We start from the raw sequence: 15,918 nt of genomic DNA, 5'->3' as shown, positions 1-15,918 counted from the left end.
AAATGTCCGCATCAGTCGGTTTAGCTCAATAACCGCTTAACCACCAATAGAGGCAAGATGCTGAGTCACACCGGTAATACCTTGATGTAGATAATGGGTTTCTTTTTTCTGCGCTAATTGACCGTGTAACCGAGTAATTAACTCATCTTGCTGTGAAGTGTCTTGCAATAAATCGCGCAAATCTAGGCCATTTTCAGTAAACAAGCATAAATGTAATTTACCTTTGGCAGATACGCGCAAGCGATTGCAGCTGGCACAGAAATTTTTAGCATAGGGCATAATTAGCCCGATACGACCTTGGTAGTCGGCATGACTAAAGTTCTGTGCAGGACCATCATCAACGCTCGGTAAATCGTATAACCAGCCTTGCTGCTCAAGTTGTTTTTTGATATCAACGCCAGCTAAATGATGCGCATTAAAGTAGTCGCGACCCAAGCCCGTTTCCATTAACTCAATAAAGCGTAAATCAATAGGTATATGTTTAATCCACTGTAAAAACCGTGGTAAATCTTTATCGTTTAAGCCTTTAAGTAATACGGCGTTGACTTTAACCCGCTCAAAACCCGCTTCCAATGCAGCATCAATACCACGCATAACAAGATCAAACTTATTTTCGCCGGTAATTTGATAAAACATTTTAGGATCTAAGCTATCAACGGAAACATTAATACGCCGTAAACCAGCTTCATACCATTCTTTAGCATTCTGCTGTAAACGATAACCATTGGTGGTCATTGCTACGGTATTAATATTGGGATTCGCCGCAACAATCCGCACAATATCAGTGAAATCTTTGCGCAGAGTGGGCTCACCACCAGTAATACGAACTTTTTGAGTGCCAACGGCGCCAAAGCCTGCAACAAGATTTTCAATCTCATTGAGGGTTAAAAAGCTCGGTTTGCCATCGGGTTTATACCCATCTGGCAAACAATAGGAACATTTGAAGTTACAAACGTCAGTGACTGACATTCGTAAATAGTGAAACCTTCGACCAAAACTATCTTGTAATTGGGACATGTTAACCTTTCCAAGTGTGGGAGGTGAATGCATTTCTTTACTCACCCCGGTGGCAAAATTACCACGGCTAACTGCCCATATCATTGACTTAGGACACAAAGCTCGGAGAACCGTCAGATCCAATTATAGGCCTAATTGCCTTTTAACAAATACCCCTTTAGTGAATATCTTAATGAAAAAGATTATATCGTTAACTATTTGTGACTCGTCTCACCCTGACAAGATTATGTTTGCTACTGTGACAAAAGTGAATTTTGCGGTAAGGTAACTAAAAAGATAAACGATCGTTTAGTTATCGTTGTAGAAAAACAATAAACCCGCGATGAACGGGAAACTTTGAAAGGTGACAACATGGAACGCGAGTCAATGGAGTTCGACGTAGTAATAGTCGGTGCTGGCCCTGCAGGTTTAGCAACAGCTTGTCGTTTAATGCAAATATCTAAAGATGCCGACAAGGAAATCACCGTTTGCGTGGTAGAAAAAGGCTCTGAGGTTGGCGCACATATTTTATCGGGAGCGGTATTTGAAGCGGATGTATTGGACGAATTATTTAATGATTGGCGTGAATCTGATATCCCGCTAACGACTAAAGTCACTCATGACGAAATTTATCTGCTTAACTCAGAGAATAAATCGCGCTTAATACCAAACAGCTTTGTGCCTAAAACCATGCACAACGATGGTAATTACATTATTAGTGTCGGTAACTTAGCCCGTTGGTTAGCTAATAGAGCTGAAGCACTTGGCGTAGAAATTTTCCCCGGGTTTGCCGCCAGTGAATTACTGTTTAATGAAGACAATAGTGTCAAAGGTATTTTAATTGGTGACATGGGCGTTGGCGAAAATGGTCAACACAAAGACAGCTACATGCCAGGCATGGAATTACATGCTAAATACACCGTTTTTTCAGAAGGTTGTCGGGGTCACTTAGGTAAACAGCTGATCCAAAAATACCATTTAGACAATGGTAAAACACCGCAGCATTATGGCTTAGGTTTTAAAGAAATTTGGAAAATCCCTGCTGAACAACACCAACAAGGTAAAGTCGTTCACACCGGCGGTTGGCCTCTAGTGAATGGTTCATCTGGAGGGGGATTCCTATATCATATGGAAGACAACCAAGTTGCAGTGGGGTTAATTATTGATTTAAATTACCAAAACCCTCACCTCAGCCCATTTGATGAATTTCAACGTTATAAAACTCACCCAGTGATTGCCAAAACATTAACTGGCGGTGAGCGCTTAACTTATGGTGCACGTGCCATTGCTAAAGGTGGTTTAAATTCACTGCCTAAAATGAGCTTCCCTGGAGGGTTAATTATTGGCTGTAATGCAGGCACACTTAACTTTGCTAAAATTAAGGGCACCCATACCGCGATCAAGAGTGGGATCATCGCAGCCAAAGTGTTAGGCGAAGGCTTGATGGCTGGTATCGAAGGTGGTAAAGATCTCGATTGCTTCCAACAACGTTTTGAAGAAAGCTGGCTGCACGATGAACTGTATCAATCTCGTAATTTTGGTCCTGCATTACATAAGTTTGGCACCATAGTCGGTGGCGCTTTTAATTACATCGACCAAAATTGGTTTGGTGGTAAATTTCCGCTGACCTTTAGGGATACCACCCCTGATTACGCAACTTTAGGCCTAGCCAGTGATTACAATAAGATTGATTATCCTAAACCTGACGGTAAATTAAGTTTCGATAAGCTGTCTTCAGTATACCTGTCGAATACTTATCACGAAGAAGATCAACTGTGCCATTTACACCTTAAAGACCAAAGTATTCCGATTTCGGTCAACTTAGTTAAATTTGATGAACCCGCGCAACGATACTGCCCAGCAGGCGTATATGAAGTGATTGAAGAAGCCGGCGACAAAAAATTTGTGATAAATGCTCAGAATTGTATTCATTGCAAAACATGTGACATCAAAGATCCGAGCCAAAATATTACCTGGGTCACTCCAGAAGGCGGCGGTGGGCCAAACTACCCAAATATGTAAGCTAACCAATACTTAAAATATTGGCTCCGCCGAAAAACGCACTTAAATATAGGTGCGTTTTTTTTGTTTTATAGACTATTATTACTCACATAAAATCAGAACAACCTACGCAAAAAGACTATTTTGTTTACTTAATTAACTTAAGAGCAAAATAACTATCAATTTATTGGCATTGTGTCCGATATATCATAGATATACCATAAGAGGCTGTTGTAGATGAGCACATTTAATACCCTTACCATTAAACAAAAAATATTGCTAACAGTGACAGTTGCTGTACTGCTATCAACAATATTAGTCGGATTACTGAGTCAACGCAGTGCTAAGCAAATTGTCGAGCAGCGTATGCTTAATTCAGAAATGCCAAGCTTAGTCATGCAAATTCGCAATGAAGTAGACCTGCAAATTAGCAGTTTAATGAATGCTGCAGAACAACTAGCCAATAGCAGAATGTTGCTTGGCTGGCTCCAAAATGGTCGCCCAGCGGACCAAGAAAGCCTCGTCATCGCACAATTAAATGACTTAAAAAATCAGTACGGCTTAGCTCAAGCGTCTTACGCCGATCGCGAAACCGCAGCTTACTATACACAAGACGGCTTTTTACGGGTATTAACCCCTGAACAAGACGGTTGGTTTTTTGATTACCGCGACAGTAAACAAGAGCGCATGCTCAATGTTTTTACCGAAGCCAATGGTGAAGTCAAACTGTTTATTAACTATCAGCAGCCAAATGGTCGTGGGCTTGTTGGCTTAGCTAAATCACTAGATGATATGGTTAACTTATTAGATTCATTCAAAATTGAAGACACTGGATTTGTCTTTTTAGTGGATGCTAAAGGTGACGTAAAACTATATCGAGATACCAATAAAGTAGGTAAGGCTAAGCTCAGCACTTTATACCCTAATGCCAATACTAACCAACTGCTAAATAAAAGTGACTTTAACTTAGTTAAAGCAGAAGTTGATGGCCAACACATGTTGATTGCCAGTAGCTATATTGAATCGATGGATTGGTATTTAGTGGCTCAAGTGCCTGAAGCTGAAGTCTTTGCCTTACTACAAGAGTCCGCTTATCAGATCTTAATATGGACCATTCTTATTGCAGTGGTATTTATAGCCATCTCGATTGCGGTTGCAGGTTCCGTCAGCCGCCCTATTGCTCATATTGCCGAGCTATTTCGCAACATTGGTGAAGGCGAAGGCGATTTACGTCAAAGACTACCCGTTAATGGTGATGATGAAATTGCTCAGCTTGCTCGTGGTTTTAATAGCTTTATCAGTAAGATCCAAGATACGGTCCTGGAAGTTGCCAGCACAAGCCAACAGCTAGGTTTATCTGCTATTGATGTATCAAATCAGTCACACCAGACGTTAGATGACAGCCAGTTACAAAAAGACCGTACGATTATGGTGGTTACCGCAATTAACGAAATGGGCGCTACGGTTAATGAAATTGCAACTAACGCTGCTCAAGCCGCAGTCACAGCCCGCGATGCAGATGCGGAATCAATTGAAGGTCAGAAAGTCGTAACACGGGCACGTGAAACCATTAATCAACTATCTAAAGACGTCGAACAAGTCGGTGACGTGATTGAATCATTAGCGACGCACACTAAATCGATTGGCAGTATTTTAGATGTTATTCGTGCAATTTCAGAGCAAACTAACTTATTGGCACTGAACGCGGCAATTGAAGCGGCTCGAGCCGGTGAAGCAGGACGAGGCTTTGCTGTTGTTGCAGACGAAGTCCGTAACTTAGCTTCTCGTACGGCAGCTTCGACTAACGAAGTACAAACTATGATAGATAAACTTCAATCAGAAACGACGCGAGCAGTCAGTGCTATGGAACAATCGCGCAGCCGCTCGCATGAGGGTGTCACAGCTGTTGATGAAGCGAGCCAGTCATTAAGCGGTATTAGTGAACGAATTGCACTGATTAGCGATATGAACATACAAGTTGCAGCCGCGACGGAAGAGCAATCAACTGTGGTTGAAGACATTAATCGTAATGTGACTGAAATCAACGATATTACTCAACGTACCGCAGAAACAGCTCATGCCGCTGCACACGCAAGTGAATCATTGAACCAATTAGCCACTCGACTAGATACCCTAGTTGCTCGTTTTAAAGTGTAAATGCGATAAATCGTTTTAACAAAACGCCACTCATTTGAGTGGCGTTTTTTATGCTCATGGTTGTTGCCGATCACGATATATTTATCATGCTAGTTATTTCAGAAACCGAATAGTCAGTGGATACTGATAAGCTTTGCCATCGCTGGCTTTCACCATTGCGATGATGGTACAAATAATGTCGAGTAATGCTAACGCTGCCAGTAGTAATACGCCCACACCAATAAAAATCAATATCCCAGACACTAAGGCATAAATCATTAAACTTAGTTTGAAATTAATGCAGTTCTTTCCACATTGGTTTACAAACTCAAACTCGTCTCGCTTCATTAACCAGATAATTAACGGCCCAAGAACACTGCCCAGAGGGAAAATATAACCGACAAAACTGGCGGCATGTACTAATAATCCCATATTTTTAGCGTCTTTGGATAACGTGTCTGTTAGTTCGGTCATGTGATATTCCTTATCAAGATTTCTTATAATATTATGGTTAACTAACTGGCATTGCCATACAAGCGCATCGCCCAATCTTCTATACTTTGTTGATCAAGTCGGCGCTGTAATGAGTTAACCCAAGTTTGCGCTAAACCTTCACATTCAAGCAGTATCTGATATTGCGCAGCATCAAATTCTGCTAAAAAATATATCTGCATCGCTTTAGCGACACTGATATCCGTTTTTCTTTCTAACAAAACAATACTGTCATTCGGATTAATATCGCCTTCCGATAGCACTCGGTAAAACCAGCCACACATGCGACTTTCTTGCATTGCTAAAGCAAATTTAGGGTGACCAAATTGCAAGTTGAGTTTAAAACAAGGTGATCGCGGCTGGGTAACTTGTAATGTCACATCTCCAATTTGGACTATATCACCAATATAAACTTGCGCCTCATTAAGGCCGACAGTACTGATATTCTCACCCATTGAAGGTGCATCAAAAAAGGTCGACATTAAATCCCAGCGGCGGTACTGACCATAATGCTCTCGCGGGAAATGATGCAGCACTCTATCTAGCCCGCCATGATGCTTAGGATCAGCCTCGCTATTACCGATAACTCGATCAAATTGCACGGTTAACTGCTTAGCGATATGTTTTTGGTTAATGCAACTGGCAACACCATTATGCATTTGCACTTGATCACCTAAATATAACCCAGAAATACCTTTCACCCATAGCTTACTCATCCAGCGGGTCCTTGCTTAAACATGATTACAGAGTGCCAATATACCCAATTTTCAGACAAAAAAAAGCCTTACTGGGGAAGAGTAAGGCCATAAATATAATGGGAGATAATACTTAAAAACATAGTGAAAAATGATCTTAACCATCCGACACTATAAAAGTTGTTTAGACGGACTTATCATAAGCGCTAACAATGACACTAAAATGACAATCGAAGACTATTTTAGTCATGTGCATAGACATGTATTCATCCTCAAAGTTAATCATTACTCATAGCCGTTAACTTAAGTACTGTTTTAAGGCCTCGCCAGGAATTGAGCTTTGGGTGGCAACGGCAAATGAGGCCCACAAAGCGCCTTCATGCATCGCATCGGTAATTGACATCTGCTGACATAAACCATGAATAACCCCAGCAGCATAAGCATCGCCGGCCCCAGTGGTGTCAATAACGTCAGCAGTAACCGCGGGCACATGTTGTTCACCGTCGGCACTGTACACCATAGCTCCCTGGTCACCATCGGTGACAATAAAGTACTCCAATGTATCACCCGCAATCGCGTAAGCAAATAGCCATGGGTCTTGATTACAGCGCCCTTGCATATCGGTAATCGACGCGATGAGTACATGACAAGGACGGTTACGTTCATCTTTCGCCAGTTGAGATATCACTTTGCAGTTAGGATTGGATGCAATAGCATTTGCCGCCCAAACACCAGCACCTTTTGCCGAAGAGTTAATATAAAAGGCATCCCAATGATGCCATTTAGGCGGCACTGGCAGTTCAAAAATAGGTCGCTGAGGGCGAATAATGGTGCGCTCACCATCTGGGGTCATCACCAATAGCATCTCACACGTATTGCCATTAAAACGATGCACTAAGCGACAATCAAGCCCTAAAGTGCTGGCCTTAGCTAAAATCCAATCGCCAATATCATCACTGCCAACCTCACTCACCAATGACACATTGTGCTGGGCCCATACTAAACCTAAGCCAGTGTTCGCGCCGCCACCGCCTAAACGTAACCCACCGTCTTGATAATGAAATCGACCACCGGTTTGTAAGGGTTTATCAAGCATTAGAATGCGATCACAATTAATATTGGCAAGCAAAAGAATATTAGCCATGCAACTCACCTAAAAAAGTGTAGTTAAAAAGAACCTTGAGTATAACAAAAAGGCCGTGATTAACACGGCCTTTGGTGGTTGATCACAGGATCACATATCCGCTTCAGCAAGTGGTTGACGTAATTGGGCGCGCACATTGTCCATACCCGAGTAAAACTCCTTCATCATCAATAATCCGAGCATTTTGCCATTGTCGGTCACAATCAGTTTGTCTGGATTAATAGGATCATTTTTTAGTGCCCCCATCGCTTTCATTGATGCCATTTCTTTAAACAAGGCGGTATCTAGATTAACGTTAAAAGTATCGCGAAAATATTGACGCGATAAACGCCCAGAAAACATCCCCAGTAAAAAACGATACTGCATGACTTCTTTTAGCTGATATTTTTTCTGTTGCTCAACAGCCATTCGACCTTCAGCAATACGTTGTTGATATTTTTTTAGCGAAAAAGTATTTACATATAAGGTGTCATTTAAAAAACTAAATGAGCCTGAACCGACACCAAGATATTCATCATAGTCGATCACATACTCATCAAAACCTTCATCATTGGTTTTACCAAACGCCCATGCAGACAATTGAGTATATTGTCCAGTTAAGCGATTTAAAATTTGGCGGTACTGATTAACCATTTCACCATGAGGTGCTGCCAGATCTGCTTTGACACTTTTACGCGTTTGATGGGTGATCATCAATGGATAAGTGGTAATTTGGCGCGGATCGAGTTTAGACGCCATTTCAAGGTCAGACCGAATAATCTCTTCTGTTTGCCCACGAAAGCCAAAAATCAAATCAACGTTAATGATCGGAAATAGCTCTTTAGCTGCCATAATGCGGTCAAAGGTTTGCTGGCCTGAACCAAACTTATCTAATCGATCAGTCATTTTTAAAATGCCGTCGTCAAAGCTTTGTACCCCAATCGACATTCTGTCGACCAAACCTTTTAACTGCTTAAACTCAGGGCTGGCTAAATGTTGTGGATCCGACTCACAAGAGACTTCTTTAATGCCAGGAAACAGATTTTTTGCGTGTTCAATTGTGCGGGCTAATTCATCTTCAAGTACGGTAGTCGTTCCGCCACCAATGTACATAGATTCAAACTCATAGCCTAAATCTTTGGCCATTTGCATTTCTTTGCGCAGCGCCACAAAATATTCGCGCGCTTTGTCTTCACGAAATAAAAATCGGTGAAAAGTACAAAATGAACACAAGGTATGGCAAAACGGAATGTGTGCGTACAACATATATTTTTTGCCTTCAACGGGCTTAGGCATGCGGTCTGTTGAGATGGTGTCGAGACGCAAATTCTTATCAACATAATATTGCATCACCCGCTCCATAGAACTGATCATCCAATTGGGTACCGTAATATTTGACTGATAAGGTTTAATCAGCTCATGACTGGCTGATTGAATAATTGGAGACATAAAAAATCCTAACTGAATGAGTCACTGAGAGCAAAAACCATTGATAAAAAGCGCTAAATAAAAGACGCACTGTAGATGCAGGAAATCAAAATAACACTTTATAAATTGCTAAAATGCGAACTCGCCAACAAATACATAAACTAACACGCTTATCCTTACCCATTTGTTAAGCAGATCATGTTTTAGACACTGCTGTTAGATCGCCAATGAAACAGTTTATGCAGCAACCAAAACAAACATATAAAATAAAGGCTTGATCGCGCACTATCGAATAATTGGTTAGGAATAAAATAGAATCTGGATACTCTTAGTCTTAGTCTTAGTGCAGCATTTAGGGAAATAATAGCGATTAAGCTGCAACCAATTTAAATGAAATCATAAATAATGTTGGCTGATTAGGATAGACCTTCTGAATAAGCAGCTTTAACTCTGCTAATGGCAAGCTTTCTTGGGCGGCATGAAACTCATTAATGTCAGCAAAGGCTAATGGCTCAACCGCCAAAATCATAATGTCACACACTTTAATATGGTTTTCGAGGGTGAACACCTCAACTTGGCTACCAGGTTGGTAATGGCTCTCGCTTATATCGCGGATAGTAATGGTTTTTAGTCCAGATGCGACTAACGGCGTTAAAAATTCAAAAAAGGTAATTTGCGTTGGCGCAGCTGACATAGGGAAACCTTAACAGAAAACATAAGATGGGTTTATAGCACCTTATCGATATAAAATATTATAACCTAGCGCACTCGCCCGGGCTTTGATCAAAGTAGCGCTTAAACTCACGACTAAACTGGGCAGTACTTTCATAACCCACTTGTGTCGATACCTCTTTGACCTTGAGTTTTTGCAGTTGCAGTAATGCTTTGGCCTTATTCAGGCGAATTTTCTTCAAGTATTGTATCGGTGAAGATGCGGTGACTTCTTTAAAGCAACGATGAAATGCAGACGGGCTCATATTAACTAGGCTGGCTAATGTGTCGACTTCGACCGACTCACCATAATGCTTATGAATATAACTGAGGGCTTTTTCAACCCTAGATAAACGTGTGTGGCTTAAAGATAATGCATACAATGGCGCTGCGTTAGGTGAGTCTAACAAACGATATAACAGCTCAAGCACTAACGCCTCACCCATCACTTTAGCCTCAAGCGGTGATTGCAATGCTTGTAATAGTCTAATCACGCTACAATCCATGTCTTCAGTGTTGTCTGCAACAAAAAAACCACTCTGACGCGATTCATTTAAATCTTTGGGAATTTGATTATGCTCGTCCATCAGCCGAATAATATAATTAAGCTGTACTAAGTCGATATCAACCATCAACACTAATACCGGTTCTTCAATACTGGCGAAGGTTTCACACTCTACCGGCAATGGTACCGTCATCACTAATGAACGCTGGCGATCGTAATCGAAGCTTTGATTGTCTAAGTAAACCCGCTTTTTACCTTGGCCAACAATGAGTACACCTTGCGAGTAGCACATTGGTCCACGCGCGCCATACTGCGAGCTACGAAATACATTAACACCCGCTAAATGAGTATGATTAACGCCCTCTTTAGGCGCAAGCGGCGCCATTAATCTTGCTATCTCACTCATACCCTTCCCCTCAGAATAAATCATGGTGATGATACTAGCAAAAAAGCAGAAAAAGGTATTTAATTTATCTAAAAATCATCATATTCATACAATAAAGATAGGAATAGGCATGAACACGATAGTTCTGTGTATGTTTATTTTGACTCAAAGGGCTATCATAGCCAGATGATTTATCGTTGCTGTTGTGTATAAAAAACCTATATACACAAGAAGCCAACTCTTTGTTTCAGCGCAAAACCAAAAGGCGTCTATTATGCTTAATTTTGATTATCGTAACCCTACACATGTTGTTTTCGGTACAGACCGTATCGCAGAGTTAGATCAGCTTGTTCCAGCCAATGCAAGAGTATTAATCACTTATGGCGGTGGCAGCGTTCAGCGTTTTGGCACATTAGATAAAGTTAAAGCTGCATTAGGTGACCGCGTAGTATTTGAGTTCGGTGGCATTGAAGCGAACCCTAAGTACGACACACTCATTAAAGCGGTTGAAGTTGCTCGTAAAGAAAACATCGACTTCTTACTCGCTGTTGGTGGTGGCTCAGTGATGGACGGTACTAAGTTTATCGCTTTAGCGACTCAGTTTGATGGCGACACGGCAAGCTTATTACATCACGGCTTTACACCGGTACCCGTGGCTAATGACAAGGTTATTCCACTGGGAGTTATTGCAACGCTTCCTGCAACGGGTTCTGAAATGAACGCCTTTGCAGTAGTCAGCTATAAAGGTGGTAAATTCCCAGTAAATCATCCATGCGTTTACCCAACGTTTGCCATGCTCGATCCAGAATTGACTTTTAGCTTACCAAAAATCCAAGTGGCAAATGGTGTAGTCGATGCCTTTGTACACGTACTTGAGCAATATGCGACCTATCCTGTTGATGCCCGTGTACAAGACCGCATGGCTGAAGGTATTTTACGTACCCTAATCGAAGTTGGTCCTATTACGGTTGAAGAACCAACCAATTATGATGCTCGTGCTAACTTAATGTGGAGTGCAACATCGGCCTTAAACGGCATGATCGGCACTGGCGTCCCTTTAGATTGGTCGACGCACATGATTGGCCATGAGTTAACTGCATTATTCCATATTGACCATGCGCAAACCTTAGCCGTTGTGTTGCCATCATTATGGCGCGTATTAAAAGAGCAAAAGCACGCTAAATTAGTGCAATACGCTGCACGCGTTTGGGATATTACTGAAGGTGATGAAGGCAGCCGTGTAGATCAAGCGATTGATAAAACAGAGGCGTTCTTCAAGCAAGTAGGGTTACCGACACGCTTGCGCGATCATGGTGTCACTCAAGATCAGCTTGGCCTAGTGATAGATGCTTTAGAAGCACACGGTATGACGGCATTATCTGAAAGCGGCAAAGTGGATTTAGCTACCAGTCGCAAGATTTTAGACATGGCGTGGTAATAGTACTGATAACCCAAACGATAAACTCATTGATCGTTTGGGTTTGAGTTACCACTGATACAAAAAAGGGCTTAACAATGACTATCATTGTTAAGCCCTTTTTATTGCCCCGAAACGGACGACGAATGCGCACCATAAGTTGCTAATCAATACCGTTACTTAACAGACTAGGGCTCAATAGCTCAGTGCCTACTTATTAGTTAACGCGCTAATGCGGAGTCACATTTGAGAATAAATTCATCACAACGACACCGACTAAAATGAACGCCATCCCCACCAGTGCACCTAAATCTAATTTTTGCCCATACATCACCCAAGCAATAAGTGTAATTAATACGATACCCAGTCCAGCCCAAGTAGCGTAAGCAACACCAACAGGAATACTTTTTAGTGCGAGAGATAAAAAATAAAAAGATAATACGTAGCCGACAACAACTACGATTGAAGGCGCTAATTTTGAAAATCCATCACTGGCTTTTAGCGCTGAAGTGGCTACCACTTCAGTTAAAATGGCCACACTTAAAAATATCCAACTTTTCATGTTTTACATTCTATAAAGACAAAACAGCCGGGAAGTATAAAGCCTAAATAATAAAAAAACAGTCTAGTCTTTTATCTCCTCTTCTGTGCCACAGTAGATTTAACAACCACATAATACGTGACTAACATCGCCATTTATTAATCGATAACATTACGGTTGTAAGCAGAAAACATTAAGCAGCTATCTTGATCATTGTGCCTGTGACCTATCGGCGATAAAAACGATGAGCGACAAGATGTGAAAAATATGGCTGGCGACACCTAGAATCCATAGCTGGAATCAATGAGCGAAAAATTATAATTCAGCGATAAAGTTAACCCTAAACACACAGCCAGCATAAGCTAGCTATTGTGGCTTGTAGCACCTTTAACGACAAACCAAAGCATGAATATCAATGTATTAGACAAACAAAGACTATCAACAAAGCTACACGCCCATCTCGATGGCTTTTTTAGGCGTAAAGCTACTGCCGATAGAGGCGATAATCACTAAACCGATTGCGGCCCACTGGAGCAAGGTCAATTGCTCACTTAAAATAATGAAGCCCGCCAATGCGGCAATCGCAGGCTCTAAACTCATCAACACACTAAAAGCTTGTGTCGGCATATTTCTCAAGGCCACCATTTCCAAAGAATAAGGCAAAGCGCTGGATAACACCCCGACTAATAATCCAAGCGGTAACACTTCCCAGCTCAGTAATGCCATGCCTTGGCTAACTGCGCCAATAGGTACCAGAACGACTGCAGCAACAGTCATGCCTAAGGCAACGGTGATGCCACCTGATGCTTGCTTGCCTGTGCGAGTTCCAAACAAAATGTAACCAGCCCAACATGCTCCGGCGCCTAATGCCATTAATGCACCAGTGAGATCAAGCCCTTGTGCGCTAGATAAATCAGGCATTAACAGCAAAATCCCCGCAACAGCACAGGCAACCCAAAACAGATCACTTTTGCGCTTAGAGCCAAATAAAGCGACCGCTAAAGGGCCGGTGAACTCCAGCGCAACAGCTATCCCCAGAGGAATGCGATCAATAGCTAAGTAAAACAGGATATTCATCCCACCTAAACATAGGCCATAAATAATAATACTCTGCCAATCTCGGCCTTGTGGTAATGCTCGCCATGGGCGAAACACCAACCAAAGTACGGTAGCAGCAAAGCCTAAACGCAAAGCGGTGGTGCCTTCTGGCCCAACCAAAGGGAAAAGTTGCTTGGCTAAAGAAGCGCCGGATTGAATGGTCACCATAGCCAGTAACACACTACCGACAGCGGTCAGAAGTACACGATTGATTTGCATTTAGAGGATATCCAAAAATAAAAAACGAAGTGCTGGGCCGGCATTCTACCTGAGACAGATAAAACCCTGCAGCAATAATTACCGTCTGTCACACAAGTTATATCATTCAGATACCGAAAAGATAACAACAGAGGTTGATGATATGTGAGGCCGTCGACCGGCTAAGCAAAAATTCACAGAGTTAATTATCTACTCGACATAAAGACTGGCACAACGATGGTTAAATGTAGATAAGTTAACTGAGCATCATCCTTTTTGTTGACTCCCTTTGTCGTCTGGAGATTGTCCAATGTTACCTAACGATAGTATTGATTATGCGGTTAACATTAACCCCAGCATACCAAGGCAAAACCCTAATACCGCTCCCATTGGCGGTGCCCAACGTTGTTCTAGTTTTACCTGAGGAGCTAAATCTTGAAATATTGAATAGAGAATACCGCCAGAGGCAAACAGCATGACTGCGGCAATCACTTTTGGCGACTCTGAAAGCCATAAATAGCCAGACATGGCTGCTATGGGGCCCAGCAATGCCATAAAACAAAACATAAGAATAATTTTATGGGGCCGAAAAGCAGAAGAGCCATTTAACTCACGATAAGCACTAAATCCTTCTGGCACATTTTGGAGCGCGATTAACGCTGCAAGTAAAAATGCATTACTGCTGCCCGTTGCAAATGCGGCTCCCAGAGCAATGGACTCAGGGATAAAGTCAGCCAGCATTGCAGCAAGCTGGCTAGCAGGCGTCGCTATTTTTTGCAGGTAAATATCAAGGGCCATAAAGCTCAGCCCACCGACCATAAACCAGATACAAGCAGATAATGGCTTAAGATGCGCTATACCCTCTGGTACTAAAACCAAAGCAACGGCAGACAATAGTGCCCCACCGCCAAAAGCCATGACACTGTGCCTAAACTCCTGCTCAAGCCACTCACTGCTGACGCTCTCAAAACGGGCAATTAAGGCCCCTAATGGCATAGCCAAACCAGCAAGCAATGTGGTTGCTAAAACCGTTAGCAGCAAAGACATGATTAAATCCTTAAAAGAGTATTACGCTGCTGTAACCTGCATAACAGGACTAAGCTATGTGAGACGATATGGGTCATCCAACATCGTCATCATTTAAGACAGGTGCTGACTCATTATAAATCAAGCGCCTGATGAAATGGCTCCAGTAAATCATATAAAAACAACCATGTCAGCCATGTTGAGAATAGACAACATCACTTGTTTCAATATGAAATTTACATTTCTTCTCTAACTTGGCCATAAGCTAACATGGCGAACAGCCCTGTACCGCCAATAATATTGCCCAGCAGCATGGGACCGATATGGTGTGATAGCGCAGTGAACATATTCATCTCCCCATTGACAACAAGGCTAAATATTTCATTGGAGCCAGCAATAACATGAGTAAAGCCTCCAGCTGCAATTAACCATGTAAACATAATAATAACCAGCACTTCAGACCCTTTTGCCGAGGGCAACATCCACACCAGTACGGCTATAAAAAAGCCCGCCGGAATGCCGCGCATCAGTGTCTCTGCCGGCGTTAACTCGGCGACATGGCGTGATATCTGGAGAACCGCGCTAAGGATCTCTTCTGTTAAAACGCTACCGTGAACGAAAATAGCCGCGGTAAACAAAGTGCCAACGAAATTAGCGGCCAATACCACAGCCCACAAGCGAGCAGTACACACCAGACGACGCTGTGTTGTGCTGGCTAGCAGCGGCAGTACGACTGTGATGGTGTTTTCAGTAAACAGCTGCAGTCTTGCTAAAATGACGAGTACAAAACCAAAAGTGTATCCAAGGCTTTCAATAAGCGACAAATAAGGGTGATCGGAGCCTAGATTACTTCGGATGATACCTTCAGCCAACACCGATGATGAAATACCGATACCAGCCGCGATACCAGACCACCACAAAGAGAGTAGCGGCCGCTGCAGCTCCTCCTGACCTTCACGCAGAATAATAGAATAGACGGTGAGAGATGAAAGACTGCCATGCTCATCCACAGCTTCACGCTCTGAACCTGTCAACGCTATCTCTACTTTTGTTGACTGCTTCTGCCGCTCTTCACGTTTAACAGCCTTGTTGTTTGGCTGTAGATCGTCGATTGTTGACGACTTAGTATTATCGGCCTGTTCAGGTACAGGTTGTGTCATATTGCT

14 protein-coding genes and 1 riboswitch are annotated in these 15,918 nt (G+C 42.3%); of the genes, 3 read left to right on the top strand and 11 right to left on the bottom strand.

Annotated features, from left to right (window positions below):
* Nucleotides 1-36 precede the first annotated feature (36 nt).
* A complete protein-coding gene (gene moaA, locus ACED29_RS13490) occupies nucleotides 37-1,017 on the bottom strand; it encodes a GTP 3',8-cyclase MoaA (RefSeq protein ID WP_124017748.1) in 981 nt (326 codons plus the stop codon).
* Nucleotides 1,005-1,137: riboswitch (molybdenum cofactor riboswitch) on the bottom strand. It overlaps the preceding gene by 13 nt.
* 231 nt (nucleotides 1,138-1,368) lie before the next feature.
* Here moaA and ACED29_RS13485 point away from each other — a divergent pair.
* Together ACED29_RS13485 and ACED29_RS13480 are read left to right on the top strand one after the other, a co-directional pair.
* Entirely contained in the window at nucleotides 1,369-3,018 is a 1,650-nt protein-coding gene (locus ACED29_RS13485) for an electron transfer flavoprotein-ubiquinone oxidoreductase (protein WP_124017749.1), read from the top strand.
* Nucleotides 3,019-3,234: 216 nt separating this feature from the next.
* On the top strand, nucleotides 3,235-5,154 hold the full coding sequence (locus tag ACED29_RS13480; RefSeq protein ID WP_371697861.1) for a methyl-accepting chemotaxis protein: 1,920 nt from the start codon (nucleotides 3,235-3,237) through the stop codon (nucleotides 5,152-5,154).
* Between the two features lie 93 nt (nucleotides 5,155-5,247).
* On the opposite strand, the gene ACED29_RS13475 is transcribed toward ACED29_RS13480, so the two are convergent.
* The 6 genes from ACED29_RS13475 to ACED29_RS13450 form a co-directional block, all read right to left on the bottom strand.
* Nucleotides 5,248-5,607: a DUF4870 domain-containing protein gene (locus ACED29_RS13475; RefSeq protein ID WP_182757237.1), complete on the bottom strand. Its 360-nt coding sequence runs from the start codon at nucleotides 5,605-5,607 to the stop codon at nucleotides 5,248-5,250.
* A 41-nt stretch (nucleotides 5,608-5,648) separates the two neighbouring features.
* Nucleotides 5,649-6,341, bottom strand: a complete 693-nt coding sequence (locus ACED29_RS13470; protein WP_124017752.1) for an MOSC domain-containing protein — start codon at nucleotides 6,339-6,341, stop codon at nucleotides 5,649-5,651.
* Nucleotides 6,342-6,618: 277 nt separating this feature from the next.
* The gene (locus ACED29_RS13465; RefSeq protein WP_371697860.1) at nucleotides 6,619-7,464 is read right to left on the bottom strand and encodes a PfkB family carbohydrate kinase; all 846 of its coding nucleotides are present in this window, start codon (nucleotides 7,462-7,464) and stop codon (nucleotides 6,619-6,621) included.
* A gap of 90 nt (nucleotides 7,465-7,554) precedes the next feature.
* Complete coding sequence (locus ACED29_RS13460; RefSeq protein ID WP_124017754.1) at nucleotides 7,555-8,892, bottom strand: coproporphyrinogen III oxidase family protein; 1,338 nt, start codon at nucleotides 8,890-8,892, stop codon at nucleotides 7,555-7,557.
* 349 nt (nucleotides 8,893-9,241) lie between these two features.
* Entirely contained in the window at nucleotides 9,242-9,565 is a 324-nt protein-coding gene (gene yqfB, locus ACED29_RS13455; protein WP_124017755.1) for a N(4)-acetylcytidine aminohydrolase, read from the bottom strand.
* 58 nt (nucleotides 9,566-9,623) lie between these two features.
* Nucleotides 9,624-10,493 (bottom strand): AraC family transcriptional regulator, encoded by an 870-nt coding sequence (locus tag ACED29_RS13450; RefSeq protein ID WP_124017756.1) that lies wholly within the window; start codon nucleotides 10,491-10,493, stop codon nucleotides 9,624-9,626.
* Between the two features lie 253 nt (nucleotides 10,494-10,746).
* Here ACED29_RS13450 and ACED29_RS13445 point away from each other — a divergent pair, with 253 nt between their 5' ends.
* Entirely contained in the window at nucleotides 10,747-11,910 is a 1,164-nt protein-coding gene (locus tag ACED29_RS13445) for an iron-containing alcohol dehydrogenase (RefSeq protein ID WP_371697859.1), read from the top strand.
* Between the two features lie 208 nt (nucleotides 11,911-12,118).
* Here ACED29_RS13445 and ACED29_RS13440 read toward each other — a convergent pair whose 3' ends face one another.
* From ACED29_RS13440 to ACED29_RS13425, 4 genes are all read right to left on the bottom strand, one after another.
* Nucleotides 12,119-12,451 (bottom strand): multidrug efflux SMR transporter, encoded by a 333-nt coding sequence (locus tag ACED29_RS13440; protein WP_124017758.1) that lies wholly within the window; start codon nucleotides 12,449-12,451, stop codon nucleotides 12,119-12,121.
* Between the two features lie 426 nt (nucleotides 12,452-12,877).
* Complete coding sequence (locus ACED29_RS13435) at nucleotides 12,878-13,747, bottom strand: DMT family transporter (RefSeq protein WP_371697858.1); 870 nt, start codon at nucleotides 13,745-13,747, stop codon at nucleotides 12,878-12,880.
* Nucleotides 13,748-14,059: 312 nt separating this feature from the next.
* A complete protein-coding gene (locus tag ACED29_RS13430) occupies nucleotides 14,060-14,773 on the bottom strand; it encodes a ZIP family metal transporter (RefSeq protein ID WP_371697857.1) in 714 nt (237 codons plus the stop codon).
* Nucleotides 14,774-14,988: 215 nt separating this feature from the next.
* Nucleotides 14,989-15,912 carry a formate/nitrite transporter family protein gene (locus tag ACED29_RS13425; protein ID WP_371697856.1) on the bottom strand — a complete coding sequence of 308 codons (924 nt, stop codon included), beginning with the start codon at nucleotides 15,910-15,912 and terminating at the stop codon, nucleotides 14,989-14,991.
* Nucleotides 15,913-15,918 lie beyond the last annotated feature (6 nt).

The sequence above is a fragment of the Shewanella sp. 5S214 genome (assembly GCF_041439795.1).
In the GTDB taxonomy this organism is placed as follows: domain Bacteria; phylum Pseudomonadota; class Gammaproteobacteria; order Enterobacterales; family Shewanellaceae; genus Shewanella; species Shewanella vesiculosa.
The sequence above is the reverse complement of the archived record's forward strand: the minus strand, read 5'-3'. Positions and strand labels throughout refer to the sequence as shown.

What these genes read in the sequence shown, in the direction of transcription:
- ACED29_RS13435 (WP_371697858.1), bottom strand. Translation starts at nt 13,747, where the DNA reads ATGCAAATCAATCGTGTACTTCTGACCGCTGTCGGTAGTGTGTTACTG.
- ACED29_RS13425 (WP_371697856.1), bottom strand. Translation starts at nt 15,912, where the DNA reads ATGACACAACCTGTACCTGAACAGGCCGATAATACTAAGTCGTCAACA.
- ACED29_RS13430 (WP_371697857.1), bottom strand. Translation starts at nt 14,773, where the DNA reads ATGTCTTTGCTGCTAACGGTTTTAGCAACCACATTGCTTGCTGGTTTG.
- ACED29_RS13485 (WP_124017749.1), top strand. Translation starts at nt 1,369, where the DNA reads ATGGAACGCGAGTCAATGGAGTTCGACGTAGTAATAGTCGGTGCTGGC.
- ACED29_RS13470 (WP_124017752.1), bottom strand. Translation starts at nt 6,341, where the DNA reads ATGAGTAAGCTATGGGTGAAAGGTATTTCTGGGTTATATTTAGGTGAT.
- moaA (WP_124017748.1), bottom strand. Translation starts at nt 1,017, where the DNA reads ATGTCCCAATTACAAGATAGTTTTGGTCGAAGGTTTCACTATTTACGA.
- ACED29_RS13450 (WP_124017756.1), bottom strand. Translation starts at nt 10,493, where the DNA reads ATGAGTGAGATAGCAAGATTAATGGCGCCGCTTGCGCCTAAAGAGGGC.
- ACED29_RS13480 (WP_371697861.1), top strand. Translation starts at nt 3,235, where the DNA reads ATGAGCACATTTAATACCCTTACCATTAAACAAAAAATATTGCTAACA.
- ACED29_RS13445 (WP_371697859.1), top strand. Translation starts at nt 10,747, where the DNA reads ATGCTTAATTTTGATTATCGTAACCCTACACATGTTGTTTTCGGTACA.
- ACED29_RS13440 (WP_124017758.1), bottom strand. Translation starts at nt 12,451, where the DNA reads ATGAAAAGTTGGATATTTTTAAGTGTGGCCATTTTAACTGAAGTGGTA.
- ACED29_RS13465 (WP_371697860.1), bottom strand. Translation starts at nt 7,464, where the DNA reads ATGGCTAATATTCTTTTGCTTGCCAATATTAATTGTGATCGCATTCTA.
- yqfB (WP_124017755.1), bottom strand. Translation starts at nt 9,565, where the DNA reads ATGTCAGCTGCGCCAACGCAAATTACCTTTTTTGAATTTTTAACGCCG.
- ACED29_RS13460 (WP_124017754.1), bottom strand. Translation starts at nt 8,892, where the DNA reads ATGTCTCCAATTATTCAATCAGCCAGTCATGAGCTGATTAAACCTTAT.
- ACED29_RS13475 (WP_182757237.1), bottom strand. Translation starts at nt 5,607, where the DNA reads ATGACCGAACTAACAGACACGTTATCCAAAGACGCTAAAAATATGGGA.